Consider the following 23,069-nt stretch of genomic DNA (forward strand, 5'->3'; position numbering starts at 1 on the left):
AGCTTCAAAAAACGTACGCAGATTGATCTTCACCCCCGAAAACAGGGGGTTACCTCAAGCTGCGTGCGGATTGTGAAGTTTTTGGAGCATCGCCCGGATCGTCGGCACCAGGTCTGGCAGCGTCGCATGGGTGAAGCGCAGCACCGTTCAGCCCTGCATGATGAGCTGGACATCCTTGCGTCGATCATCGACGAACGACTCATACGACTTGTGGTGCTCCCATGAATCCAGCTCCACCGCCAGCTTCATCCCACGAAACGCGATGTCGGCGTAGCGCACCGTGCCATCGGGAAGCACAATCCGTTGGTTGCCCTTCCACCCTTTGATTCGGGCGCGACGCAACATCCGGTGGCCGTCACGCTCCAGTTCGGACCACGGCTGGTCTCGGGACTCCAGCAGTAACCGTCGCCGTTCGACGTTGCCCGCTCGCCTGGCCATCACCCCAATGGCCCAGCGCATCGCCTTCAGGCTGGTCGCACGTCGACGCAGCGCATGGTCGATGGCCTCGCCGCCCAGCGTGTCGGTGAGCTCCAGTGCGCACCAGGCAGGATGCACGAGCCGGTAACCGTTCTGCTCAAATACGAGGTCGGGGTCTATGTCTCCGCGACTCAGCCGCAAACCCGGAACCGCACGCTCGCTCGCGCGCCGCACCACTGCCGTCACCTCCCGAACCTCGAGTTCTGGCCACCAGCTCAGCTTCGCAGCGGTGGCGCCGGTGAACACCGCGTCGGGATCCCAGAGCTTCACTGCCGCGACGAGTGTCTCGAATGAGCGATCGAAGGAGTAGGTGCCCGGCAACAGCGCAATCAGCGCGCCGGTGCGCAGCGCATGGCGGATGGCATTGGCGAGCTCGGGGTGCTCGCGGCGAGAGACGGCGCCGTCGGCCGCGAGCAGTCGCTGGAGTTCGGGGTGCATGGCACCACCTCACCCCAAGATGGAACGCAAGGGAAGACCCTCATCGCCACCTGTGGAAAACTCCTGCGGGAGGGTTACACACCCAAAAAACTTCAAAATCCGTACGCAGATGAGCCCTCGCCCCCAAAATCAGGGGGTTCACTCAATCTGCGTATGGATTGTGAAGTTTGGGCGCCGGGTCAGCGCATGAGTTTGCGGTGCGCGGTCGACTTCGGGCGGTTCGCTTCGGGGCCGAGGCGCTCGATCTTGTTGGCCTCGTAGTCGGCGAAGTTACCCTCGAACCAGAACCACTTGGCGGGGTTCTCGTCGGTGCCTTCCCACGCGAGGATGTGGGTGGCGACGCGGTCGAGGAACCAGCGGTCGTGGGAAATCACGACGGCGCAGCCGGGGAACTCCAGCAGTGCGTCTTCGAGCGACTGCAGGGTTTCGACGTCAAGGTCGTTGGTGGGCTCGTCAAGCAGCAGCACGTTGCCGCCCTGCTTCAGCGTGAGCGCGAGGTTGAGACGGTTGCGCTCACCACCGGAGAGCACGCCCGACATCTTCTGCTGGTCGGGCCCCTTGAACCCGAACGACGCGACGTACGCGCGCGAGGGCATCTCGAAGTTGGCCACCTTGATGTAGTCGAGCCCGTCGGAGACCACTTCCCAGACGTTCTTCTTGTCGTCGAGGCCCTCGCGGGTCTGGTCGACGTAGCTGAACTGCACCGTCTCGCCAACCTTGAGGGAGCCGCTGTCGGGCTCGTACTGGCCGGTGATGGTCTTGAACAGCGTGGTCTTGCCCACACCGTTCGGGCCGATGATGCCGACGATGCCCGCGCGCGGTAGCGAGAACGACAGGTTGTCGATGAGGACGCGGTCGCCGAATCCCTTGGTGAGGTTGTTGGCCTCGAGCACCACCGAACCCAGGCGCGGGCCCGGAGGAATGTTGATCTCGGCGAGGTCAACGCTGCGACGCTTCTCGGCCTCCGCCGCCAACTCTTCGTAGCGGGCGAGACGCGCGCGGTTCTTCGCCTGGCGCGCCTTCGGGTTCGAGCGCACCCACTCGAGCTCCTTCTCGAGGATCTTGGCCCGCTTGGCGTCCTTCTTCCCCTCGATCTGCAGACGCTGGCGCTTCGTCTCCAGGTAGGTGGAGTAGTTGCCTTCATAGGGGTGCAGACGCCCGCGGTCGACTTCGCAAATCCATTCCGCAACGTTATCGAGGAAGTAGCGGTCGTGGGTAACGGCGAGCACGGCGCCCGGGTACGTCTTGAGATGGCCTTCCAGCCAGTCGACGGATTCCGCGTCGAGGTGGTTGGTGGGCTCGTCAAGCAGCAGGAGGTCGGGCTGTTCGAGCAGCAGCTTGCACAGCGCCACGCGGCGACGCTCACCACCGGAGAGCTTGGTGACGTCGGCTTCCGGCGGCGGGCACTGCAGCGCGCTCATCGCCTGTTCGAGCTGGGAGTCGAGATCCCAGGCGTTCAGGTGGTCGAGCTGGGTCTGCAGCTCCCCCATCTCGGCCATCAGCGCGTCGAAGTCGGCGTCCGGATCTGCCATCTCGGCGGAGACCTCGTCGAAGCGCCGCAGCTTCGCCTTCGTGTCGGCGACGGCCTCCTCGATGTTCTCGATGACGTTCTTCTCTTCGTTCAGGGGTGGCTCCTGCAGGAGAATGCCGACGGTTGCGCCCTTCTGCAGCATGGCCTCGCCGTTGTTGGGCTTGTCGAGGCCAGCCATGAGTTTGAGCATCGTCGACTTGCCGGCGCCGTTGGGCCCGACGACGCCGATCTTGGCGCCGGGGAAGAATGACAGCGTCACGTTGTCGAGGATGACCTTCTCACCGACCGTTTTGCGGACGTTGTGCATCGTGTAGATGAACTCAGCCACGGGGATCCCTTCTGGAAGACGTTGGAGGCCGCGAGGCGGACCTAATCGCGTGCCAGTATGCCATCCAAACGCGCCAACGCGGCTGCTGCGCGCTGGTGATCGTCGAGTTCTGTTTGCACGTCCGCGATCACGGAGGCCTCGAGTTCTTCGTCGACGGCGCTCCGGAGCCGTTTGGCGGTCTGCCGCCCGGCGCGGTTGGCGGTGAGCCGGAGGATGGCGTCGCCGGAGAGCGAGAGGAGCACGAGCGCCACGAGGGTGGCAACGATGACCGTCACCACCTTTGGCGCGAACTCGCCAGTAGCCCAGACGAATTGGTACACCACCCAGCCCGCAACGCCGACGAGCGCCACAACGGGCAGCCATTTCAGGCCGCGCACCAATCCCCATCCGAAGGGTGCGCTCATGTCGGAGAGGTCGACGTCGCGCATCACGTGGTCGAGGCGGGTGGGAAGCGTGGCTGCGGAGCCAGACATGATGCGGCGACGTGCATCGTCGCGCCACCGTTCTGGCAGCGAGGACGTCTGGGTGGAGAGGAATCGTCGCACAGCCGACGTGGCGCGGGCGTCGTCGGCGGCGGAGGCCACCTGGTGGCTGGGGAGCTCGAGGTGGCTGGTGCCCTTCGCTGCGCGCCAGCCCTGCACCATGGCTCCCCTGCTGCGCACTGCTCGTCGGATGCCCTCTGCCCGACGCTCCACGCCCGCCGCCGCGCGAACCTCACGTTTCAGCTCGTCGACGGCGGCTTCCTCCATGCCTACGCTCTGCCCGCTCACTTGGCGCAACTCGTGGGCCAGACCGCGCAGGTCGGCGGTGAGCCGCTCTCGGGTGGCGCGCTTGTGGGCGGCAACGCGCCCGAGGTGCCGCCGCAGCAAATCGACACCTTCCCCGTCGCGCGCGTTCGTCGCGAACACAGGCACGCCCTGCAATCCGTCGGCTTCGAGCAGCGTACGCAGGTGCACGATGACATCTTCAACCCGCGCGTCCATGCCCTGCGTCTCGGGGTAGATCGGGGCCCCGTCGGTGAGCACATCAGCGTGGTTGAGCACGACGGTGATGACGTCGCTGTGCTCGCGCAGCGGGCGCAGGTAACGCTCGTGGAGCAGGTTGTCGGCGTACTTTTGTGGGTCGACGACGAACACGAATTGGTCGACGATGCGCACCAGGCGGTCGACTTCCTCGCGGTGCGCGTCGCGGATGGAGTCGTGGTCGGGCAGGTCGAGCAGGACGACGTCGGCGAAATCAGGGATGGGTGGCCGGGCTTCGCGGCGCTGACCGATGGCGAGTAGCTCCAGCAACGCCTCGTTTGTGGCGGAAAAGCTCAGGGCGAGGGGCTGTGACGTGGTGGGCCGACGTGCCGCAACCTGCGCGAGCGATGTGCCGGAGATGGCGTTGAACAGCGACGATTTACCCGACCCCGTGGCCCCTGAGAGCGCAACGACGGTCTGCGCGCCGGCGCGCATCCGTCGGGTGGCGAACGCCGCGACTTGGCGCGCGCGTTCCTCCAAATCTGGAGGGAGTTTGCCGCCTGCGAGCTGCAGGTACTGCTCGAGTTCGCTCAGCGCTTGTTCGATCACAGCGTCGCCCTCGCTTCCCGCACCTGCGCAGCAGCCGCTCCGAGTCGCTCGGCGACGTCGGGCGCGACGGACGCCTCGTCGACGACCCTAGTGAAACGGGCTGCTTCCTCGACGAGCAGGCTCTGCACGCGCGCATCGAGCAGAGAACGCGCCTCAGTTGTGAGGCGCTCGACGGCGCCTGCACCGAAGACGGATTCCAGCACGCGCTGCGACAGCACCGACGTGGTGCCCGCGATGCCCGCTTCGGCTCCGGTGAGCCCGCCGGTGGACGCGAACACCGCGATCATCAGCGTGAGACCGAGCGCATTCGTGCCGAACGCGAACATGCGCGCGCGGAAGCGTTTGCCCTTGCCCTGCTCGCTGACGAGCCCCAGTACGTCTTGTTGCCAGCCGCGCACCGCGGCCGAGGCCCGGTCGTGGAAATCGAAGGATGCCGCGCGCAGGTCGTCGGTGAGTAGGGTGCGCCCCCACGCGGTGTGCGACCAGGCCTGCGCGACGTCGTCGCACGCTTCGTCGGTGGCAGCGGTGATGACGCGCGCGAGCTGGCTGGAGACCTCTTCGTTGGCCTCCTCGGCCTTCGGTTCGGCCCGGAACCAGCGGTGGGCCGTGGCGCGCAGGGAAGCCACTTTCTCGTCGAGGCCGCGCATGAGCTGCGAGGTGCCGACGACGTCGTGCCAGTGGTTGACGATCTCGCCGCGCAGCATGGAACCGTCGCCCAACATGACGCCGATCTGCTCGGCTGCGCCCTCGAATTCGCCGGTGGCTTGGCCGCGTAGGTCGGCGGCGGCGCGTTGCTGCGCTTCGATGCCCTCACGCAGCGCCTCGACCTCCACGTCGAGCTGCCGAAGCGCCCCGGTGAGCGACTGTTTCACCACCTCGATGCGGGCCTCCTGCTGCGAGGTGAGCCCGCCCAACCAGCCACGGATAGGGGCGACGGCGGCGTCGGGCATCATGCCGTCTTCGAGCTGCGTTTCTTCGATGGCGAACAGCGGCGCGGCGCCGAGACCCTCCTCGACAAGCATCCTCGCCAAGTCTGAGCCGACCTCCTGTGCGCTACCTGGCGGGCACCGGTTGATAACCACCCCGAGGAACAGCTCGCGCGCAGCCGCGCTTTTCAGCAGCTCCCAGGGCACCGCGTCGGCGTAGCGGGCGGCGGAGGTGACGAACAGCCACAGATCGGCAGCCAGCAGGAGTTGGCGTGCGAGGGTGCGGTTGGCGTCGTCGACCGAGTCGACGTCGGGCGCATCGAGCAGTGCGAGGCCTTCCGGCATCGACGGCACCTCGACGATGTGCAGCGCGCGGGTATCTTCGAGTTCGACGTCGGTGCGGGTGAGCTCTGGCAGCACGTTGCCGGAGCGGAACCATTGCGCGTCCGACGGGTGGCAGATGAGCACGGGCGACTTCGTCGTCGGGCGGCGCACGCCTGGCCGGGTGACGTGGCGGCGCAAGAGGGAGTTGACGAGGGTGGATTTCCCGGCGCCCGTCGAGCCGCCGACGACGGCGAGCAGCGGCGCGTCGATGGTGGCCGCGCGCGGGAGTAGATAGTCGCGGAGTTGCCCCGCCGCTGCGTGTGCGCGGTGCGAATGCTCGTCGGAAGCGGGTAGCTCCAGCGGGAAGCGCAACGCCTCGAGCTCGGAGAGGAGGCCCGCCAGCGCGGTTTCGAGGCTCATGGTTGCGGCCAGTTTCCGCCGAGACCGCTCGGGCCGGGGTACACCGCCTGGGGTGCGGGTGCGCGTCGGATTCTGGGTTTGCGCCACCCCAGCAGCTTCACGCCCGGAGCTGTGGGCAGCGCCTTGCTGCGCAGCGCGGGTAGCTCTTCGATGATCTCGTGGATGCGATGCTCGGCTCCGTTGCTGATGAGGCCGCGGGTGAGGTCGGAGCGCAGGTACGCCAGCTCCGTTATGCGGCGGGTGAAGCGAACCGTGTACCACCAGCGTTTGGGGCCCCAGAAGACCGCGACGAACAGGTAGCGTATACGCCGGAATGGACCGGAGAAGAGCTCGACCTCGCGCTCACTCACCCAGCCTTGCGCGGCGTAGTCGGTGAGGCGGTGGCGAATGAGGCGTGACTGCTGCACCACAGAAACAATGAGCGAGATGACGAGCAGCCCCACCAGCACGAGCGCCATGATCCACTGCGTTTTCAGCGCCTCGGGTGGCCTCGTCGAGGCCAACCCGTTGAACAGCATGTGCCCACCGACGGCCAGCAGGAATCCGCCCAGCGGCGCCATCACGCGCACGAGTTTCGAGCGGGCGGTGATACCAACGACGAGCCCCGTCGCCGTCATCATGGTGAATAGCGGGTGGCCGAACGACGTGTACACACCGCGCAGCATCACCAGCTCGTTCACCGCTTGTTCGGGATTCGCGACGGAGACGTCGTGCAAGGCGTAGGTGATGACGCGCCCGTAATAGATGATGTTCTCGACGAAGGCGAAGCCGATTGCCGACAGCCCGGAGAGCATCACCACGCTCAGCCTGGACACGATCTTGCGCCGCAGCAGAATAATCAGCAGGAACAGCACCGTCGCTTTCGTGACTTCCTCGCTGAACGGCGCAGCGAATACTGCGGCGCGTGAGCCCGTGTCTGAATCGGCGGCGGTGGTGGCCATCATGCGCCCCATCCACGTGTTGATGTGGAGCGAGAACCATGTGGAGGCCGCACCGCCCCACCCGAAGGTCAGCAACCAAATGAGCGGTTGCTGCGGGCGGAAGCGATCAAGCCATATGAACAACAGCACGTACACCGCCGCGGTGGGCGCAGCAAGCAGCGCAGCCTGCTTCACCGTTTGTTTCGTGAACGCGAGCGTCTGGGTGCCGTCCTCGAAGGTTTCCGGAGTGGTGAACATGTGCCACTGGTCGCGAAGCATCAGGAAATACACCGGCAGTAACACCACCGCGAGCCACAGTTCAGGGCGACGAAGCAACCGCCGCCACCACGCCACGTGCTCGGAGGACGCGATGCCGGCTAGACGGCGCTCGCGCATCGCTACCTGGCTCATAGTTGCAAAGCCTACAAGGTGGGTCTGACAAAACGATCCCGCGACGAGGCACCGTCGCAGCTCATGGAGGGGGAATGAACTCCTGAAAGCGCTCGAAGTAGCGATCTTGGAAGTGGCGCAGCGTATCGAATAGGAACCCGGGCTGCTCCTCGAATTCCTGGAGCCCTCGGTAGTAGAAGGCTTTCTCGTGGTCGAGCACCACGAACGGAAGAATGTTGTTCGCGAGGCACTGTTCGAACATCACGAGCCTGCCGACTCGCCCATTGCCATCTTGAAACGGATGGATTCGCTCGAACCCGTAGTGGAACCTGCAGATGTCTTCGAACGTCATCTGGTCGGGGACACCGTCGAGCAGTTGCTCGATTGCGTGCGACACCTCGTCGGGTGACGTCGTCACCCGGCCACCCACCTCGTTCGGCAGCGTCTTCCAATCGCCCACCTGAAACCAATCGTGGTCGGCGTCTGACGTGCCGGCTTTGAGGATGCGGTGGTAGTCCTTCAGTGATTCTGCCGTCACAGGTTCCCCCGCACGCCCGATGAGGAAATCGAATGCGCGGAAGTGGTTCGTCGTTTCGACCACGTCGTCGACGAGCGCGTCACCCAATACTGTTTTCGTCTCGAACAGGTAGCGGGTCTGGTCGACAGTGAGTCGGCTGCCCTCGATTCGGTTCGAGTTGTAAGCAAGCTCAAGTTGGGTTAGGTGATACAGCCCGCCCGGGAGGCGCATGTCGCGCTGCTCTCGAAACACCTGCAGCAGTCCAGCAGCGTGCACCTCATACTCGTCGCTCACCACACTAATGTTATCGGCCAGCCCACGGTGCGCGCCGCTTGAGCGTCACCGTCGCGACGCCGCTACGTGGCATTAAAGAATGCTGGAACCCACCGAAAAGGGTGGGTTCCAGCATTCCTTCTTTATGTTCGCGACGCCCCCGGCGTGGCGCGCCCGGCAGGATTCGAACCTGCAACCTACGGATTAGAAGGCCGGTGCTCTATCCATTGAGCTACGGGCGCTCGGCGCAACAGTGTAGTCGCTGCCAGCCATGATGCGCGACGTGAGTCACCGCTGCTTCGCCTCGGCGGTGACGGGTGCGGCAGATCGCCAGGTGACGGATTCGCCGTCGATCTGGCTGCCGTCGGAGGCGTTCACTACCTCGCCCCCGAACTCGAGCCGCATCCGGTACAGCCCGACGGTGTCCTCCGGCGCGAGCACTTCCCCAAGGTTGACGCGCCAGACCCCGTCCTCCAGCGTCGGTTGCGGCGCCCACTCCTCGTCGCCCCACTGTTCGAGGGTGAACTGCGCGGTGGTGTCGCAGACGTGGTATCCGGGGGCTTCGCTGCGCTTCGCCTGCCAATTCGACCCGAACCCGACCATGTCATCGGGCACGTCCCCTTCCTCGCAGAAGGTGACCTCGTCGTTTTGGATCATCTGCTCCGGGATCGCGATGCGCAGGTGGGCACGGATGTCGTCGTCGCTGTTGAATGTGAGACGCACCAATTGCACCACACCGTCGACGTCACCGGGCGCGGGCAGCCCGTCGCCCCAGTTGTCCCACATCTCCTCCCGGTTCATCGTCTCGACGGGGCTCGGCGCCTGGATTGGACCGGAGGCCACTTCGGAAGGCGTCGGAGCAGGCCGCTGGCTCAGTTGCTCGTCGGCTGTTCCCCCACACCCCGTGAGCACCATGGCGAGCATCACAGCGGCGGCACGGCATGCATTTCTCATAGGGGAAGCTTATAAACCATCGGCGAACATCACTACATTCACGCGGTAGGCTCAGGAGACGTGAATAGCAACATGGTGTGGATCGACTGCGAGATGACCGGCCTCGATTTGGAGGCCGACGGGTTGTGCGAGGTGGCTGCGCTCGTCACCGACTCGGAGCTCAACGTGCTGGGCGAAGGGGTCGACGTCATCATCAAACCCACCGATGCCCAGCTGGAACACATGGGCGAGTTCGTCACCGAGATGCACACCAAGTCGGGGCTGCTTCCTCTCCTCGCAGAGGGCACCACACTCGAGGACGCGCAGCAGCAGGTGCTCGCGTACGTGCAGGAGTACTGCCCCACCGCCCGCAAGGCTCCGCTGGCGGGCAACACGATCGGCACCGATCGCGCGTTCCTCGCCAAGTACATGCCCGAGCTCGAGCAGCACCTCCACTACCGCAACATCGACGTCTCCAGCATCAAGGAACTCGCGCGCCGATGGTACCCCCGCGTGCAACACAAGGCCCCCGCGAAGACGGGCAACCACCGCGCTCTTGCCGACATCCAGGAGTCGATCGAGGAGCTGCGCTACTACCGCGACGCGCTGTTCGTTGCCCAGCCTGGGCCGTCGTCGGAGGAACTCGCCGAGATCGCGACGAAACACTGCGGCGCGCTGACCGGGGTGTGTGTTGAGCCAGAGCCTGCTGCTGCGGCCCCAGACTCGCGGGAGGCCTGATCTCGACGATCAGCCGCCGCATCGGCGCTGGTGGGGGGACGGTTTCGCGTACTCTGCACGCATGCGGTATAGTTCCTCTTCGTCGCCATCGAGCGGCCACGGTGGGTATAGCTCAGCTGGTAGAGCGTCTGGTTGTGGTCCAGAAGGTCGCGGGTTCAAGCCCCGTTACTCACCCCATTCTGACTAGGGGTTTTACCGGGGAAAGTAGCCTCGCAGCTACACCTGCGGCTACAAATCGGTAAAATCCGTGGCATGGCAACCACCCCAAAGCCCGTCAAGCGACGCGACGGAAGCGTCCGCTGGCGCGTCCAGTTCCGAGAGCAGCGCGGCTCTAGCCCAACCACAGAGACCTTCGACTCCCCCGAAGAGGCCCAACGATTCATCGACTACGCCAGCCAGTTCGGATGGGCTGAGGCCAGGCGACTCCGCGACGGCATGCTCTCCCACGACCTCGGCATCCCCACTCTTAGCGAATGGTTCGAGGAATATCTCGCAGGACTCGCTTCCCACGCCACGCCCGGCACCGTCGCCGGATACCGCTCCGAGGCCGCACGCACATGGATACCCAGGCTCGGGCGCATCCCCCTCGACATCCTCACCCGCGAGCAGGTGCAGGCATGGGTTGCATGGCAGCGCAAACAGCCCACCCACCGATCACGCGTCGCGCAAGAGAAAGCAAAGCGGGCAGCCCAGAATCTCAAGCCCGGAGAGATTCCCTCACCCATACCCGAGCCTCAGTATGTCGCGCCCAAGACCATCGAGAATGCCCAGCGGCTTCTGTCGACCGTACTCGCTGCCGCCGATGAGCGGTACAGCACTGGCAACCCGGCCAAGGGCGTTCAGATCCCTGCCGATGCCACCCCACACGAGATGTGCATCCTCACACAGAGCGAGTTCCAGCGCATCTACGACGCCTGCCCTCCGCGCTACCGCCCCCTGCTAGCCCTCCTGGCAGGAACAGGCGTGCGGTTCGGCGAGGCTACCGCGCTCACCCCCGCCGATTTCGACCTCGACGGCGACGTGCCCAGTGTGCGAATCTCGAAAGCATGGAAGAAGGGCGAGGCAGGCGTCTACCTTGGCGCCCCGAAGTCGCGCCGCTCGCTGCGGACGATCAGCCTCTCCCCCTCCACGGTTGCCGCGATACGTGACGCCATAGAGTCGCGCGAGCGAAACAGCCTCGCCTTCCCGGCGCCCGGCGGTGGGCGACTCAGGCATCAAAATTTCCACCCCCGCGTCTGGCACAAGGCCGTGGCGGCCTCGGGCATCTTGAAACGGCCACGAGTCCACGACCTGCGTCACACCCACGCTTCGTGGCTGATCCACGAGGGCGTACCCCTTCCGATCATCCAGCGGCGGCTAGGGCACGAGTCAATCCAGACCACCGTCGACACGTATGGCCACATCATGCCCGACGCCGCAGCCGCAGCCGCCGGAGCCGTCGAGCGGGCGATGGGCGAGTTCGACCCATCGCTTGTGTACGAAGGGCAGCTGGAGCCGCCCAGGAAGGGGCAACCAACTGCAGCAGTGGCGACTACTCAGCCTCATTGTCGATGATCGTGATTTGCAGCCCTTGTCGCGGGTGGTAAGTCCAGCGCGCCGCAAACTCTCCCCACTCGTCTACCTGCTGGCCATCGAGCGCCCTAGTCGTTTCGATATGGCTGACCACGTAGCCTGGTGCCGACAATACGCCGAGCACACAATTGACATCCTCATGTGATACGGCGCCAGCGCCCTTCGTGGACATGTGGACCGACATCCCGTTGTCCTGGATCGCATCCTCGGCGCCACACCACTGCGCTGCCTGTGCGAGACTAATCCTCGCCGCAACAGATGAGCTCGATTCTGGCGATTCGCTCGCCCCCGTGAGCGCACTCCCTGGGCTCGATGGGTTGCCACTAGGGCTGGAGCAAGCCACTAGCGCCAGCGCAGGAATGGCTAGCCAAAGCACATTCATCCGACTCATCTGCATCCTTTCTTGCCCACCCACCTCTAGGCACATCAAGTATCTCGCACATCATCCCGGAGCGCCGCTCCAGGGTCGTCTAGTCGTGATGCTCCAAACGCCGTGTGAGATAAGCGCGCTCTGCGGGTGTGAGTTGAGCGATCCGTGCGTGCAGCAGGTCATCGGTAACCCACAGCGCGTCCGCCACCTCGGTCCAATGATGGGTGGCGATAGCGTCCCGGATCGCGTCGAGGCTGGGCAGCATCACCCGGGCTGTGGCTTCACGCACGGAGCGTTCCACGGCTGCGGGTTGGTGGCCGCGATGCCCGCGCTCAACGTGGATTAGCTCGTGCATGAGTGTGCAGCGGCGTTCGCGTTGTGTGAGCCGGTCGGATAGCCAGATGGTTTGCCCGTCGGTGACGCCCCGGTATCCGTGCGGTAGGGGCGTGATGTGTAGGCGCAGGTGTGCTTGGGCGGCGAGGAGCGCCCACGGGTCAGGCTGGGTCGTCGTACTCATTCTCGGCCTCCCATCGGTCGCGGTCCAGTGGCTGCGTGGTGTGGTCGGCGGCAAGGTCGAGAACATCCGGGACGGTGACCTGCGGACGCGTTGCCTGGTCGGCTTCGTCTAGCAGCTTTGCCGCGTCTATCCCGAGTGCGGCGCATAGGGTGATGTAGGCGTCGACGGTGATACCACGTTCGCCCTTGTGGGCGTAGACAACAAGCGGTTTCGATAGGCCGGTCTTTTGCGCTACGTCGTCGTAGGTGAGGCCGAGTTCCCCGCGCTTGGCCTGTAGAGCTGCTGCGATGTACTGGGTGACGGGGCCGATCATTTTTCGCTGTCCCATATGAGCACAGTACCAAAAGCGACCATGTAGCCACAAATTCAGGAGCCCTCACAGTTCGGACTTGACATAGTACCAATTGGTACTATGATGGAGGCATGAGCACACAACAACGAGACCTCATAGCAGCAGAGATCAGAGCGGCGGTAGCCAGAAAGAACATCCAGCTCGGGCAGCTCGCCGAAGCAATCGGCATGAGCCCGCATGTGCTGCGACGCAAGCTCAACGGAACCTCGCCATTCGGCATGGAAGAGCTGACAGCGGTGGCGCGAGCAATCGGGGTGCCCCCGGCGTCTCTAATCAATGCGGCGCTTGTGGCCGCAGCAGCGTGACCAAACAGAAAGATGCCCCCGCAGTACCAGGCGAAGGGAGGAACCGAGATGAACGAGTCAGGACGAATGGTGATGGTCTACGACGAGCCACCGGAGTGCAGCGAGCTGTGCAAGGAGCTGACTCACAGCTGGGCAACGGATCAAGTGGCCGGAGTCAGTCTTTTTCCTGCAGCTGTGCTGCCGCTATTCCTTGCGCACCCTGCAGCAGTCGTTCCAGTTCTGCTTGTAGGCGCCGTGATCGTTTCACGGCTATGGCGGCTTCATGGCCTGGCCCAACTAGAGCGCGCCGAGGTGTCCATCCGATCGAACGCCGCAGCCAGCGGCCGAAGGCACTTCCGGCCGGCCGAGATTGCAACTCCGACTCCACGCCCAGGGACTCCCAAGTGACCACCGCGCGACTCGACTGCAAGGGCACTATACACAGCAGGATCCATGCCGCGTCCCAGGTCTCGCTGGACACGGCCATGGTCCAGACCTGCCCCGGCGCAAAGTTGCCCTGCGGAAGTCCACGATTCTCCACCCCGGGCAAGACGTTCCGCTCCGCTTCAGCATGGAACACCTCCGAGTACACGACACGCACCGGCGCACCAAAGGAGATCCGGACTAGCCGGTCACGGCCCTTCGGGGTATCGCCGTCCAGCGAGTACCACGCCGAGGAATCGACATCCAGCGAGAACCGCTGCTCCAAGCGCCGCCGTTGGCGCTCAAGGTGCAGCGACCACCCTCCGAAGAGCGCACCAAGCACGGCTGCCGCGAGCGTAACCCACTCAACCCAACTCATCCCCACATCAAAGCAGAAGCCCTCACCGCTCCACCGGTGAGGGCCAACAGAAAGGAGATCGTCATGAGCGATCTGATTCCCTTCCAGTACGAGGGTAGCGCGGTCCGCACCCTCCTGATCGACCGCGAGCCGTGGTTCGTGCTCGCTGATCTGTGCAAGGCGCTGGACCTCGCGAAACCGTCACGTGTCGCCATGCGGATTGCGGACGACATGAAGGGTGCTCATTTGGTGAGCACCCCTGGCGGTCAGCAGGAGATGACCATCGTCTCCGAGGCTGGCATGTACGAGGTGGTCATCCGCTCCGACAAACCGGAGGCCGCTACTTTCCGCCGCTGGATCACGACCGAGGTGCTGCCGTCGATCCGCAAAACCGGGCAGTACGGCACAGCATCCGCACTCGAAGCGCAGATACCCAAGACGCTGCCCGACGCCCTACGCGCCTACGCACGAGAGGTTGAGGCTCGCGAGGCGATGGAAGCCTACGCGAGAGAGCTGGAGCCGAAAGCTGACAACTACGACCGCTTCATGTCGGCCGACGGTACCTACTCGGTCGGCGCGGTCGCGAAGATGCTCGGCCCCAGCCAGAACAAACTGTTCGCCGAGCTGCGGAATGTCGGCGTGCTGATCGCGAAGGGCGCGATGGCGAACACCCCCTACCAGCAGTACATGCACCATTTCGCGGTGAAGGCCTACGAGTACACCCGCTCCGACGGGACTGTTGGCAGCTCGTACACGACGCGGGTGCAGCCGTCGGGTGTCGATTTCATTGCCCGCAAGCTCGGGCGCTACGTGCAGGAGGTTGCAGCATGAGCACCGTCACGCCACGCAGGGCGAAACCCACAACCCCGTGGGATGCCATCCGCAAGATCGACACCACCCAGCCAAGGAGGGCGGCATGAACGAGGACAGCCTCTACAAATGGACGTTCCGCGATGAATGTGGCCGCACAGCCATTCTCATTGACACGAACTTTCTCGATGCCGAGGCCCGCGCCTACGACCTGCTCTGCGCCGATCTTGTAGAGCTCGTTCAGGTCGAGGAGGTGCAGCGATGAAGCACCCCATCAGGACTCCACGCGAAGCCCTTATCGGCGACGTGTTCACGTGCGCCGTAGTCGCCCTATGCGTGCTCAGTCTATTCGTCGCTGTTCTCTACAACACAGATTGGTGGCCGCTGTGAGCGAGGAAGAGCCGGATGCCGACATGACCCTCGACGAGGTGGCCCACCTACTGCGGCGATCCCGATCAACAGTCCGAGACATGGCCGCGCAGGGGCGACTACCCGGCGCATACCAGGAGCCACCAGAACCCGGCGTCCACTGGCGTGTAAACCGCGAAGAGTTCACGCAGTGGCGGCAGCAGCTGGGTCGCTACAGGCCGAACCCGAACGTCATCCCTGCCCGCTCACGGCGCGCCCAACTGGCCCGCGACAGACACATGAGGAGGAAAAGTGCTTGAACAACCATCGGTCATCTATGACCTTGACGAGGAGATTTACCACGCTGACGGGCTGTGCCCGGAGCCGTCGTTGTCGTCGACGATGGCGAAGACGATCTTGCAGCCCGCGGGGCCTGCCCGGCTTCGCGAGGTGATGCGCAACGGTAGCCCGCGCAAGCGTGAGTTCGACTTCGGCTCTGCCGCGCACTCCCGCATTCTGGGGCGCGGGCAGGAGGTTGTCGCGCTCGACGGTGATGCCCGCACCAAGGCGTACAAGGAGGCGAAGGCGGCTGCCGAGGCTGAGGGGAAGCTTGCCCTCAAATCGGCTGACGTTGAGGCGATTGACCGCATGGCTGAGGCGATCCTCGACCATGAGCTGGCCGCTGAGCTGTTGACCGCTGGGCAGGGTCTGCCCGAGGTGTCGATGTTCGGCATCGATGAGCAGACGGGTCGGTGGGGTCGTGGTCGGATCGACTTCCTGCACTCCCGCAGCACGGTAGTTGATTACAAAACCAGCAGATCGGTCGACGACTACGCATTCTCTCGCTCGGCGTGGGACTTCGGCTACTGGACGCAGGCAGCGCACTACATCAGATTGGGTCAGCAGCTCGATCTGCTTGACGATGATCCGACGTGGCTGCTGGTCGCGCAGGAGAAGACCGCCCCGTACCTGGTGCGCGTCTTTGAGTTCCGCAGCGAAGAACTCGACCACGGGCATGCGCAGATCAGGCGCGCCTTCGACCTGTGGGACCGCTGCCTGACCACCGGCGAATGGCCCGCGTATCCGCAAACCTCAACCATCCTTACCGCCCCGTCGTGGGCGCTCGACACCGTACTGACCACCCAAGCCTCAGCCGTCGCGGACGACATTGAGGCGTACCTCAAGGAGAAGAACGCATGACCAACAATCCGGTTGCCCAACGCACTAGCGGCGGCAAGCCGCAGATCATCGCCGACCTCGAAGCGATGACCGGCGAAATTCAGCGAGCACTGCCGAAGCACATCACCGCAGATAGGGTCGCACGCCTCGTACTGACCGAGATCCGCAAGAACCCCAAACTGCTCAACTGCACGAGAGAATCGTTCTTCGGTGCACTGATGACCGCTTCGGCGCTCGGCCTAGAGCCAGGCGTCAACGGGGAGGCATACCTGGTGCCCTACGCCGACAAGAAGCGCGGCATCGTCGAGTGCCAGCTCATCATCGGCTACCAGGGTGTGGCCAAGCTGTTCTGGCAGCATCCGCTCGCTAAGCGCATGAGTGCCGAGTATGTGTGCGAGAACGACGAGTTCGAGTACGACAAGGGCCTCGTGCAGCGCCTCCACCACAAGCCAGCCGAAGGCAATCGCGGGAAGGTCACGCACTATTACGCGATTGTTGAGCTGTCGACTGGAGCGCTTCAGTTCGACGTGTTCACCGCCGACCAGATCAAGGCGCTACGTCGCGGGGCCGTCGGCTCGTCCGGCAACATCGCTGACCCTGAGCATTGGATGGAGCGCAAGGGCCTGGCAGTCGATACGCCAATCCCGACCCCGGATGGCTGGACGACCATGGGGGCCATCGCCGAGGGCGACACCGTCTTTGACATGGACGGCCAGCCCGTTGCCGTACGCGAGGTCAGCGACGTCAAGAACATCGGCTGCTACCGCCTCACATTCGGCAACGGGCAGACCATTGTCTGCGACGAAGAGCACTTCTGGGTGGCCCGCATTGGCTGGAAGCAAAGCCGAGAAGGCTGGGACACCCTCCCCATTGCTCAGCTCTTCGAGGCCAAGCAGCAAGGGAAGCCCGTCACGATCCCCGTCGCCGACATGCTGGCTTTGCCAGAGGCGGACCTGGAGATCGATCCCTGGGTCCTTGGGTTCTGGCTTGGCGACGGGGCGACCGGGTCCGCTCGGGTCGCAACCTGCCCGGAGGACCTGCCGGACGTCATCGAGGGGATACAGGCAGGCGGCTACGAAGTGGGGGCGGTCCGTCCCGACCCTCGCAGTCGCGCCCTGTCCGTGGGCATTCTCGGGCTGAAGAGGCAGCTTCGCGAAACCGGCCTGCTGGGCTCCAAGCATGTCCCGTCCGCATATCTGCGTGGGTCAGCGGGTCAACGGTTGGGACTCCTCCAGGGACTGATGGATGCCGATGGCTGGATCGACAAGGCCCGAGGTCGTGTGTACTTCGGCAGCACTGATGAGCTACTCGCCGACGCTGTCGCTGAGCTCGCCCGCAGTCTCGGCGAACAGGTGAGCCGCAACAAGCAGACCAAGAGGGGCTTCGGCAAGAAGGTCATTTCCCACGTCGTCATGTGGCAGCCGACCGTTTGCCCATTCGTGCTGAAGCGCAAGCGGGATCGCTTCCGCACTCGATCGATCCCTGCATACCGGACAGTGAAGAGCATTGAGCGGATTCCCTCCGTGCCAACTCGATGCATTGGCGTGGACTCGCCCACAAGGACCTACTTGGCAGGCGTGGACATGATCCCGACACACAACACCGCGCTCAAGCAGGTGCTCAAGCTGATGCCGAAGGCAGCTGAGGTTGCCTACGTGCAGGCCGTCGACGAGCAGACCGGCTCACTTGCCGTGGCCAAGTCTGTCGCGCAGCACACATCCCTGCCGGAGATCGAGCAGGAGCCGGCGGAAGAAGAAGTCATCGACCCGGAGACCGGGGAGGTGCAGTCATGAGCCTCGACGCAGAGCGATTGGAGCGCCGCAAGCAGTTGATCCGCTACGTCAGCTACGGGAAGACGGTGGACCGCCCATTCGGGTATGTCGTGGACGGCTTCACCGTGAAGATTTGGGCGGACTGACATGCGATGCAACGAATGCGGCCACGCTGTCGCGCTGCACGATCACTCTGGTTGCCTGCTATGCCAAGCGCATTCCGGCGATGCGTTCTGGTGCTCACGCGCCGACGCTGACCTTACGGAGAAGGCTGGCACTCCTGCTGCAAGGCCATACGCAATCCCACCCCTGCTGGTGATGCGTGTTCGAAATCGCGCGCGGCACTATCGCTATGGGTGGTGGTGCCGAGTTTGCGGCGATTCCTTCTCTTTTTTCCTGTCGCAGAGGTGGCCGCGCATCCTCACATGGCGTGAGGCGCACAGCTACGCCCTAGAGCACCTGCACACCGCCCACGGCTGCCCGTCGATGCTCGCATCCGGCGAGCCATGCGACGACTACTGCGCCGATTGCGGTGGCCGAATGTGGATCAAATGAGCAACGAAAAGAGATTTGAAATGACGAAAAATATCGAAATTGATTTGGATTCTATTCCGCACCCGAAAGACTGCTATCCGGTGCCGGTCGGGGCGACTATTCCAGAACACACCCCGGTATGGGTGGCAAAGAAGTACGGTCGCTTGGAGTGGCTCGGAAATGGTTATGAAAACAGGGTTACCGTGGGTGGTAGCGACACTGTCCATTTGACCGCCGAGCCGATCATCAACCATCCAACCTCCGAAGATTCCCCGATCGCCTTTGAGCACAGGCGCCCTGACTCATCCGAGCTTGTAGTGGCGACATGGTCGGACGAGTCGCGTTCGTGGGTTTTCGTAGACAGGGCCGGAAATCCAATCTCACACTCGGGCAACATGATCACCGACTGGTCGCCAGCCATTATCACGAAATCCGGGCGCGGAGTTTGGGATGAGCGTGACAAACGCGACCGAAGGACAAAAGGAGGGTACAAGCTGGCTTGGTCGGAGGAACGCCAAATGTGGGTATTGAAGACGGACTGGCGGCGCTACTACGGGACCCTCGATGCGGTGAGGCGCCTCAACGGCGACGCATTTCTAACGGGCTTCGCTGACGATAAAGGCGGCGAAGAATGAGCACCGAACTGAGCTGCGAAATTGTGACAGCACGAAAACGGCACCAGTGCTCGCTTTGCACGGCATACATCGAGCCTGGCGAGAAATACCAGCGCGAAACATTCGTTGACGACGGCCTGTTCGCTAGCTTCCTCACCTGCCAGCCGTGCTTGGTAGACAACGTAGCCGAACACGCAGACCGCATGTTCGGCTACGACGACGGAGTAGATGACGAGATCGCTTACGAGTGGGCGATCGACCGCACCTCCTACCCCGACGGGGTACCCGCTGACGAAATCGCCGCAGCCTGGCGGCTAATCGACCGCCACCTAGCCGAGGGCATCGAGCGAGGTGAGCGGTGATGACTGACCACTGGGACCGGATCAGCGAATCGGCCTCGTGGGTCGATCCGAGCCGGGAGCTGCATCTCCCGACGATCGTGCAGGACATCTGCCGAGCCCTGATGGACATCCGCACAGCCACCATGCCGCCCAGCGAGAATGCCCCTGGGAAGCCCCTCTACGAGTTCACCCTCGATGCCGTCACCCGCCCCGATGACCCCTACTACATGACCCGATGGGATAAGTCCCGACCAGTCACGGTAGTGGCGGAGGCGAAGCAGGAGGCGATCAATCGGGCCGACTCACTCCTCGGAGATCCGGGGAGTCACAGTCACTGGGTGTTCCGCACCGTGAACGTTCGGGAGGTGGCCCATGAGTGACGTCAAGCCCGAGTGGGTGGAGAAGGGGGCGAGGGCAGCGTTTGATGATGGATTCATGCGCTACGCCCCAAAGCATGTAGCGCGATGGGATGACGACGAGCACGATGAGGGTATCCGAGAGTCGTGGCGAGTCATTGCCTACGCTGTCCTCGCCGCCGTGGCCGGCGACATCCGCGCCGAGGCGTGGGACGAGGGTTTCGACACTGGCTCGGCACACGGCATCGCCTACCAAGTCGGGGATGACGACGCGCTGCCGTGCCCCAGAGGGGCCAACCCGTACCGCGAGCAGGACGGGGCCGAGTCATGACCCACTACTACCGTGCCCTCGATTTCGAGTCCATCCCCTGCTCCCACTGCGGTGCAGGAGTTGGAGAATCCTGCGTCACCAAACGCGGCAACCTCGCCCGCTACTACGCCGCAACCCAACCTGTCGGGAATCCCGGCATGATCGAACCTCCAAGGAATCCTTCCACGTCCGGCGGTGCGGCATGAGCGTCCATATCTGCCCAGACTGCTGGGCCGCCCAGCACGCCACCGAAACCGTCGGCACACGCTTCAATCCCGACAAGCCGCCACACTTCCGCGCCCTCTCATGGAACCGCGCTGTTGCCGACCCAACCCTCTACAGCAGCCGCGACGAAGCCCGGGCGGCCGCCTGCCGACTCAACCAGGAGACGCCATGACCACCACCACAGCACCACGCACCACCGCACTGATCGAGGACGCCTTGTTCCTCCTCGACGTAGGCGAGCATCCGGAACGCATCTGCCAACGCCTCGGTGTGACCGCATGGAACCTCGAGATCACGCTGCGACGCCACGGCTACCGGGAGCAGGCGCGACCGCTCAGCGCGCTCGTTTGGACTCAACGCAAACGGAGGGCGGCCAAATGATCTCGTTCTTCGTCCCCGGAACCCCGGCACCACAAGGATCAAAGAAACATGTCGGCAACGGTGTGATGATCGAATCATCGAAGCGCCTAGAGCCGTGGCGCGCGGTAGTCGCATGGGCTGCGAAACAGCACATCAAGGCGCCGCGCGCAGGCGCTATCCGGCTCGACCTGCACTTCGTCATGCCCCGCCCCAAATCGCACTTCGGCACAGGCAGGAACGCCGACAGAATCAAACCGACCGCGCCCGACTGCCACACGCAGAAGCCAGACATCGACAAGCTCGAGCGCGCCATCCTCGACGCGCTCACGGGTGTCGCCTACCGCGACGACTCACAGGTCGTGAAAGTCGTGAAAAGCAAACGGTGGATACACTTCGCCGCCGACCCGGCGGGCGTCTACATCACCGTCGAACCACTTGAGGAGCTGGCAGCATGAGTGGGCATCGCGTCATCGTGTTTCGTTCGTGGCATCGCGACGACGGCAGGCAAGTCAGCCCGAACATCTTCACCGGCTACCCCAAGCACGGTACGCCGGTGTGGCATGCGGACTGCATCACCTGCCGTAAGGCGCTGGGTGTCTACAGCAGCGAGGAGGAGGCGAGGCGGGCCGTGTGCGCTGAGCCTCCCGCCGCAAGATATGTGCCTTCACTTGTGGGGCTCCCTGAGCCTGTGGCGACAGTTCGCAGCATGTGGCTCGCCGGGCACACGAGCCGTGAGATCGCCGCAGAGGTCGGGCTATCGCCCAACTACATCCGAAGCATCGCCGCCGGGCTCAAACCGGACGCCCACCGGCTTGACGTCGACGAGCGCGCCAGTGTGTCCCGGCTGCATGCCGAGGCGGCCAAGATCAGAAGGAGGGAGGCGGCATGACCAGCGCTGAGACAGTGATGTGCGCGAACGGTCCGCACCCTGCTGTAGGGCCGCTGCATGACGTCACCCCCGAAGGTGCCGAGCCTCGCCTCATTTGCCACGGGTGTTGGACACTCGGCGGCCTCCTCGACGACCAGCAGCGCAAGACCGCCGCACTCGATGTCTTTTCCGGGCTTGTCAAAACCAAGCGCGAGGGACGAGGCAAGCCGCAGCGACCCAGAAGGATGTGGAAGCCGTGAGGTTCACCATTGAAGCTTTCGGCTGGGTTGCTGACTGCCCGTGTGGTTGGGCCGCATGGTCACCATATAGATCGATCACAGAGCAGGCTGCGATGAGGCATGCGGAGAGGTGTGGTGAGGCGTCGTGACAGCGATTCAAAACCCCTCGTTCGATAACCGTCCAGGCATCTTCGTAGCGAATGAGATGCCAGACAATATCAAGATCGCGGGGCTATCTGATGCCGCTTTTCGCTTGCTGATTCGTGCCTGGTGCTACTCGTCTCGAGTCCATTCTGACGGCGTGATTCCGGACGCAATTTGGCGCGAGATGGGCACAGCGAAAGCACGTGAAGAACTGATGCAGCCACCAGTGCTCGCCACCAACCGGGAGCCCCTAATCAAGGCGATCAAGGGCGGTGTGGTCTGTCACGACTACCTTGCTCACAATCGGTCTGCCGATGAGGTAAAGACCGTTGCCAAGTCCAAGTCAGCGGGTGGAACTCTCGGCGCTCACATGCGTTGGCATGTTGCCCGCAGACGCTTCGAGCGTTCCTGCAAGCACTGTCAAGAGGAGGGCTACGTTGACTGATCAGCGGATAGGACTACCTATGGGATATGCCATAGGACTACCTATAACAAACGCATTGGGATACCTAATGGGACTCCCCATGGGACCCACTATGGCAAAACGATGGCTATGCGATAGCACTAACACTGACACTGACACTGGCACTGTATTTTCTTACTCTGGTCAGGCTCCTCACTCTCATCTGTGCGTAGCGAAAACGGCATGGCATGAAACGTCACTCAAGTACGCGCGCGAGGTCATGCCATGAGTGAAAATCTCGAGAACACGACGAGCGATCGCGGGCTGAAATGCGTCGCGTGGTTGATGCACGAGATCCGGCCTGAGTGGGAGTTCAACGGCTGCCTGGCGGTGGTGCGGCGTGCCGCTGTGGGTCGCAGCATCGCTGAGGTTGCTCGGGCAGCGCTGTGGTTCGCGACGCATCGCACCTCGCAGTGCACGCCCGCGATGCTCGCTGAGGACGGGGCGCATTGGCATCTCGACGACGAGCGTGGGCCGCTGCCAGCGAAGCCCCGGTGCCTCACCGAGCCGCCACGAGATCCCGTGCCACCAGAGCGCATTCGTGAGATTCGACAGCAAGCACGACAAGGAGAAACCAAGTGACTACCCCGACCGTTGACGAAGTGCTCCGCTACCTCGCCGAGCTACCGGACATGTGCGCGCTACTGCCTGAGGCTGCCATCGTGCGCACGCCGCGCGGCGAAGGCTCACGCAGCGTGTCTGGCCCGAGGCCGCCGCTGCGTCTCGACGTGCTGCACCTGCTCGACACTCGCGACAAGGGTTGGGCGTTCGATGTGCCGCCCGATCCTGACCGCACTGTCTCTTATACACATCTCCGAGCCCACGAGACGTCCTGGATAATCTC

General features: G+C 63.7%; 31 protein-coding genes and 2 tRNA genes. 22 read left to right on the top strand and 11 right to left on the bottom strand.

The features are described from left to right. Window positions 1-147: 147 nt before the first annotated feature. From Q0X61_RS01475 to Q0X61_RS01510, 8 genes are all read right to left on the bottom strand, one after another. Window positions 148-915 (bottom strand): hypothetical protein, encoded by a 768-nt coding sequence (locus Q0X61_RS01475; RefSeq protein ID WP_297739629.1) that lies wholly within the window; start codon window positions 913-915, stop codon window positions 148-150. Between the two features lie 179 nt (window positions 916-1,094). Next, window positions 1,095-2,774, bottom strand: a complete 1,680-nt coding sequence (gene ettA, locus Q0X61_RS01480) for an energy-dependent translational throttle protein EttA (protein ID WP_297739630.1) — start codon at window positions 2,772-2,774, stop codon at window positions 1,095-1,097. A 41-nt stretch (window positions 2,775-2,815) separates the two neighbouring features. Then, window positions 2,816-4,345 carry a GTPase gene (locus Q0X61_RS01485; protein WP_297739631.1) on the bottom strand — a complete coding sequence of 510 codons (1,530 nt, stop codon included), beginning with the start codon at window positions 4,343-4,345 and terminating at the stop codon, window positions 2,816-2,818. After that, complete coding sequence (locus tag Q0X61_RS01490; protein ID WP_297739632.1) at window positions 4,342-6,015, bottom strand: ABC transporter; 1,674 nt, start codon at window positions 6,013-6,015, stop codon at window positions 4,342-4,344. The genes Q0X61_RS01485 and Q0X61_RS01490 overlap by 4 nt, the downstream gene beginning before the upstream one ends. After that, a complete protein-coding gene (locus tag Q0X61_RS01495) occupies window positions 6,012-7,346 on the bottom strand; it encodes a PrsW family intramembrane metalloprotease (protein WP_297739633.1) in 1,335 nt (444 codons plus the stop codon). The genes Q0X61_RS01490 and Q0X61_RS01495 overlap by 4 nt, the downstream gene beginning before the upstream one ends. 61 nt (window positions 7,347-7,407) lie before the next feature. After that, entirely contained in the window at window positions 7,408-8,136 is a 729-nt protein-coding gene (locus Q0X61_RS01500) for a Fic family protein (protein ID WP_297739635.1), read from the bottom strand. Window positions 8,137-8,281: 145 nt separating this feature from the next. Beyond that, window positions 8,282-8,357, bottom strand: a tRNA-Arg gene (locus Q0X61_RS01505). Between the two features lie 46 nt (window positions 8,358-8,403). Continuing rightward, on the bottom strand, window positions 8,404-9,069 hold the full coding sequence (locus Q0X61_RS01510; RefSeq protein WP_297739636.1) for a hypothetical protein: 666 nt from the start codon (window positions 9,067-9,069) through the stop codon (window positions 8,404-8,406). Window positions 9,070-9,141: 72 nt separating this feature from the next. On the opposite strand from Q0X61_RS01510, the gene orn reads away from it, so the two are divergent. The 3 genes from orn (at window position 9,142) to Q0X61_RS01525 (ending at window position 11,340) form a co-directional block, all read left to right on the top strand. Then, entirely contained in the window at window positions 9,142-9,786 is a 645-nt protein-coding gene (orn, locus tag Q0X61_RS01515; protein ID WP_297739690.1) for an oligoribonuclease, read from the top strand. A 101-nt stretch (window positions 9,787-9,887) separates the two neighbouring features. Continuing rightward, window positions 9,888-9,963, top strand: a tRNA-His gene (locus tag Q0X61_RS01520). Window positions 9,964-10,038: 75 nt separating this feature from the next. Then, a complete protein-coding gene (locus Q0X61_RS01525) occupies window positions 10,039-11,340 on the top strand; it encodes a site-specific integrase (RefSeq protein WP_297739638.1) in 1,302 nt (433 codons plus the stop codon). A 488-nt stretch (window positions 11,341-11,828) separates the two neighbouring features. Here Q0X61_RS01525 and Q0X61_RS01530 read toward each other — a convergent pair whose 3' ends face one another. Then, window positions 11,829-12,245, bottom strand: a complete 417-nt coding sequence (locus tag Q0X61_RS01530) for an ImmA/IrrE family metallo-endopeptidase (RefSeq protein WP_297739640.1) — start codon at window positions 12,243-12,245, stop codon at window positions 11,829-11,831. After that, window positions 12,223-12,573 carry a helix-turn-helix domain-containing protein gene (locus tag Q0X61_RS01535; protein ID WP_297739642.1) on the bottom strand — a complete coding sequence of 117 codons (351 nt, stop codon included), beginning with the start codon at window positions 12,571-12,573 and terminating at the stop codon, window positions 12,223-12,225. The genes Q0X61_RS01530 and Q0X61_RS01535 overlap by 23 nt, the downstream gene beginning before the upstream one ends. Before the next feature lie 95 nt (window positions 12,574-12,668). Between Q0X61_RS01535 and Q0X61_RS01540 the strand changes: the two genes are divergently transcribed. Further along, window positions 12,669-12,902: a helix-turn-helix domain-containing protein gene (locus Q0X61_RS01540; protein ID WP_297739644.1), complete on the top strand. Its 234-nt coding sequence runs from the start codon at window positions 12,669-12,671 to the stop codon at window positions 12,900-12,902. Between the two features lie 154 nt (window positions 12,903-13,056). Here the strand turns inward: Q0X61_RS01540 and Q0X61_RS01545 are convergent, their stop codons facing one another. After that, the gene (locus Q0X61_RS01545) at window positions 13,057-13,683 is read right to left on the bottom strand and encodes a hypothetical protein (RefSeq protein ID WP_297739646.1); all 627 of its coding nucleotides are present in this window, start codon (window positions 13,681-13,683) and stop codon (window positions 13,057-13,059) included. A 63-nt stretch (window positions 13,684-13,746) separates the two neighbouring features. On the opposite strand from Q0X61_RS01545, the gene Q0X61_RS01550 reads away from it, so the two are divergent. The 18 genes from Q0X61_RS01550 to Q0X61_RS01630 form a co-directional block, all read left to right on the top strand. Next, window positions 13,747-14,493 carry a phage antirepressor gene (locus tag Q0X61_RS01550; protein ID WP_297739648.1) on the top strand — a complete coding sequence of 249 codons (747 nt, stop codon included), beginning with the start codon at window positions 13,747-13,749 and terminating at the stop codon, window positions 14,491-14,493. 85 nt (window positions 14,494-14,578) lie between these two features. After that, window positions 14,579-14,737, top strand: coding sequence for a hypothetical protein (locus tag Q0X61_RS01555; RefSeq protein WP_297739650.1), 159 nt, complete (start codon window positions 14,579-14,581; stop codon window positions 14,735-14,737). Window positions 14,738-14,885: 148 nt separating this feature from the next. Continuing rightward, window positions 14,886-15,140 carry a helix-turn-helix domain-containing protein gene (locus Q0X61_RS13335; RefSeq protein ID WP_367270691.1) on the top strand — a complete coding sequence of 85 codons (255 nt, stop codon included), beginning with the start codon at window positions 14,886-14,888 and terminating at the stop codon, window positions 15,138-15,140. After that, window positions 15,133-16,020, top strand: a complete 888-nt coding sequence (locus Q0X61_RS01560; protein WP_297739652.1) for a PD-(D/E)XK nuclease-like domain-containing protein — start codon at window positions 15,133-15,135, stop codon at window positions 16,018-16,020. Before Q0X61_RS13335 ends, Q0X61_RS01560 begins: the two co-directional genes overlap by 8 nt. After that, entirely contained in the window at window positions 16,017-17,792 is a 1,776-nt protein-coding gene (locus Q0X61_RS01565) for a recombinase RecT (RefSeq protein ID WP_297739654.1), read from the top strand. Before Q0X61_RS01560 ends, Q0X61_RS01565 begins: the two co-directional genes overlap by 4 nt. Continuing rightward, on the top strand, window positions 17,789-17,917 hold the full coding sequence (locus tag Q0X61_RS01570) for a hypothetical protein (RefSeq protein WP_297739656.1): 129 nt from the start codon (window positions 17,789-17,791) through the stop codon (window positions 17,915-17,917). The genes Q0X61_RS01565 and Q0X61_RS01570 overlap by 4 nt, the downstream gene beginning before the upstream one ends. Before the next feature lie 405 nt (window positions 17,918-18,322). Further along, window positions 18,323-18,940: a hypothetical protein gene (locus tag Q0X61_RS01575; protein ID WP_297739658.1), complete on the top strand. Its 618-nt coding sequence runs from the start codon at window positions 18,323-18,325 to the stop codon at window positions 18,938-18,940. Next, a complete protein-coding gene (locus Q0X61_RS01580; protein WP_297739660.1) occupies window positions 18,937-19,281 on the top strand; it encodes a hypothetical protein in 345 nt (114 codons plus the stop codon). The genes Q0X61_RS01575 and Q0X61_RS01580 overlap by 4 nt, the downstream gene beginning before the upstream one ends. Then, a complete protein-coding gene (locus Q0X61_RS01585; RefSeq protein ID WP_297739662.1) occupies window positions 19,281-19,640 on the top strand; it encodes a hypothetical protein in 360 nt (119 codons plus the stop codon). Before Q0X61_RS01580 ends, Q0X61_RS01585 begins: the two co-directional genes overlap by 1 nt. After that, complete coding sequence (locus tag Q0X61_RS01590; RefSeq protein WP_297739664.1) at window positions 19,633-19,947, top strand: hypothetical protein; 315 nt, start codon at window positions 19,633-19,635, stop codon at window positions 19,945-19,947. The genes Q0X61_RS01585 and Q0X61_RS01590 overlap by 8 nt, the downstream gene beginning before the upstream one ends. A 181-nt stretch (window positions 19,948-20,128) precedes the next feature. Continuing rightward, window positions 20,129-20,323 (top strand): hypothetical protein, encoded by a 195-nt coding sequence (locus tag Q0X61_RS01595; protein WP_297739666.1) that lies wholly within the window; start codon window positions 20,129-20,131, stop codon window positions 20,321-20,323. Next, on the top strand, window positions 20,320-20,532 hold the full coding sequence (locus Q0X61_RS01600) for a hypothetical protein (RefSeq protein ID WP_297739667.1): 213 nt from the start codon (window positions 20,320-20,322) through the stop codon (window positions 20,530-20,532). Before Q0X61_RS01595 ends, Q0X61_RS01600 begins: the two co-directional genes overlap by 4 nt. Continuing rightward, window positions 20,529-20,966: a RusA family crossover junction endodeoxyribonuclease gene (locus Q0X61_RS01605; RefSeq protein WP_297739669.1), complete on the top strand. Its 438-nt coding sequence runs from the start codon at window positions 20,529-20,531 to the stop codon at window positions 20,964-20,966. The genes Q0X61_RS01600 and Q0X61_RS01605 overlap by 4 nt, the downstream gene beginning before the upstream one ends. After that, window positions 20,963-21,400, top strand: coding sequence for a hypothetical protein (locus Q0X61_RS01610; RefSeq protein ID WP_297739671.1), 438 nt, complete (start codon window positions 20,963-20,965; stop codon window positions 21,398-21,400). The genes Q0X61_RS01605 and Q0X61_RS01610 overlap by 4 nt, the downstream gene beginning before the upstream one ends. Continuing rightward, a complete protein-coding gene (locus Q0X61_RS01615; protein WP_297739673.1) occupies window positions 21,397-21,639 on the top strand; it encodes a hypothetical protein in 243 nt (80 codons plus the stop codon). Before Q0X61_RS01610 ends, Q0X61_RS01615 begins: the two co-directional genes overlap by 4 nt. Before the next feature lie 124 nt (window positions 21,640-21,763). Next, window positions 21,764-22,207: a hypothetical protein gene (locus Q0X61_RS01620; RefSeq protein WP_297739675.1), complete on the top strand. Its 444-nt coding sequence runs from the start codon at window positions 21,764-21,766 to the stop codon at window positions 22,205-22,207. Window positions 22,208-22,450: 243 nt separating this feature from the next. Then, entirely contained in the window at window positions 22,451-22,807 is a 357-nt protein-coding gene (locus tag Q0X61_RS01625) for a hypothetical protein (protein ID WP_297739677.1), read from the top strand. After that, a partial coding sequence (locus Q0X61_RS01630; protein WP_297739679.1) for a hypothetical protein occupies window positions 22,804-23,069 on the top strand: 266 nt, incomplete at its 3' end. The genes Q0X61_RS01625 and Q0X61_RS01630, both read left to right, overlap by 4 nt.

Source organism: uncultured Tessaracoccus sp. (assembly GCF_947255005.1).
Lineage (GTDB): Bacteria > Actinomycetota > Actinomycetes > Propionibacteriales > Propionibacteriaceae > Arachnia.

Excerpts from the sequence above, each read along its gene's own strand:
- Q0X61_RS01475 (WP_297739629.1), bottom strand. The coding sequence starts at position 915 with ATGCACCCCGAACTCCAGCGACTGCTCGCGGCCGACGGCGCCGTCTCT.
- Q0X61_RS01490 (WP_297739632.1), bottom strand. The coding sequence starts at position 6,015 with ATGAGCCTCGAAACCGCGCTGGCGGGCCTCCTCTCCGAGCTCGAGGCG.
- Q0X61_RS01495 (WP_297739633.1), bottom strand. The coding sequence starts at position 7,346 with ATGAGCCAGGTAGCGATGCGCGAGCGCCGTCTAGCCGGCATCGCGTCC.
- Q0X61_RS01510 (WP_297739636.1), bottom strand. The coding sequence starts at position 9,069 with ATGAGAAATGCATGCCGTGCCGCCGCTGTGATGCTCGCCATGGTGCTC.
- orn (WP_297739690.1), top strand. The coding sequence starts at position 9,142 with ATGGTGTGGATCGACTGCGAGATGACCGGCCTCGATTTGGAGGCCGAC.
- Q0X61_RS01525 (WP_297739638.1), top strand. The coding sequence starts at position 10,039 with ATGGCAACCACCCCAAAGCCCGTCAAGCGACGCGACGGAAGCGTCCGC.
- Q0X61_RS01530 (WP_297739640.1), bottom strand. The coding sequence starts at position 12,245 with ATGAGTACGACGACCCAGCCTGACCCGTGGGCGCTCCTCGCCGCCCAA.
- Q0X61_RS01535 (WP_297739642.1), bottom strand. The coding sequence starts at position 12,573 with ATGGGACAGCGAAAAATGATCGGCCCCGTCACCCAGTACATCGCAGCA.
- Q0X61_RS01540 (WP_297739644.1), top strand. The coding sequence starts at position 12,669 with ATGAGCACACAACAACGAGACCTCATAGCAGCAGAGATCAGAGCGGCG.
- Q0X61_RS01545 (WP_297739646.1), bottom strand. The coding sequence starts at position 13,683 with ATGAGTTGGGTTGAGTGGGTTACGCTCGCGGCAGCCGTGCTTGGTGCG.
- Q0X61_RS01550 (WP_297739648.1), top strand. The coding sequence starts at position 13,747 with ATGAGCGATCTGATTCCCTTCCAGTACGAGGGTAGCGCGGTCCGCACC.
- Q0X61_RS01555 (WP_297739650.1), top strand. The coding sequence starts at position 14,579 with ATGAACGAGGACAGCCTCTACAAATGGACGTTCCGCGATGAATGTGGC.
- Q0X61_RS13335 (WP_367270691.1), top strand. The coding sequence starts at position 14,886 with ATGACCCTCGACGAGGTGGCCCACCTACTGCGGCGATCCCGATCAACA.
- Q0X61_RS01565 (WP_297739654.1), top strand. The coding sequence starts at position 16,017 with ATGACCAACAATCCGGTTGCCCAACGCACTAGCGGCGGCAAGCCGCAG.
- Q0X61_RS01570 (WP_297739656.1), top strand. The coding sequence starts at position 17,789 with ATGAGCCTCGACGCAGAGCGATTGGAGCGCCGCAAGCAGTTGATCCGC.
- Q0X61_RS01575 (WP_297739658.1), top strand. The coding sequence starts at position 18,323 with ATGAGCAACGAAAAGAGATTTGAAATGACGAAAAATATCGAAATTGAT.
- Q0X61_RS01580 (WP_297739660.1), top strand. The coding sequence starts at position 18,937 with ATGAGCACCGAACTGAGCTGCGAAATTGTGACAGCACGAAAACGGCAC.
- Q0X61_RS01585 (WP_297739662.1), top strand. The coding sequence starts at position 19,281 with ATGACTGACCACTGGGACCGGATCAGCGAATCGGCCTCGTGGGTCGAT.
- Q0X61_RS01590 (WP_297739664.1), top strand. The coding sequence starts at position 19,633 with ATGAGTGACGTCAAGCCCGAGTGGGTGGAGAAGGGGGCGAGGGCAGCG.
- Q0X61_RS01595 (WP_297739666.1), top strand. The coding sequence starts at position 20,129 with ATGAGCGTCCATATCTGCCCAGACTGCTGGGCCGCCCAGCACGCCACC.
- Q0X61_RS01600 (WP_297739667.1), top strand. The coding sequence starts at position 20,320 with ATGACCACCACCACAGCACCACGCACCACCGCACTGATCGAGGACGCC.
- Q0X61_RS01605 (WP_297739669.1), top strand. The coding sequence starts at position 20,529 with ATGATCTCGTTCTTCGTCCCCGGAACCCCGGCACCACAAGGATCAAAG.
- Q0X61_RS01610 (WP_297739671.1), top strand. The coding sequence starts at position 20,963 with ATGAGTGGGCATCGCGTCATCGTGTTTCGTTCGTGGCATCGCGACGAC.
- Q0X61_RS01615 (WP_297739673.1), top strand. The coding sequence starts at position 21,397 with ATGACCAGCGCTGAGACAGTGATGTGCGCGAACGGTCCGCACCCTGCT.
- Q0X61_RS01625 (WP_297739677.1), top strand. The coding sequence starts at position 22,451 with ATGAGTGAAAATCTCGAGAACACGACGAGCGATCGCGGGCTGAAATGC.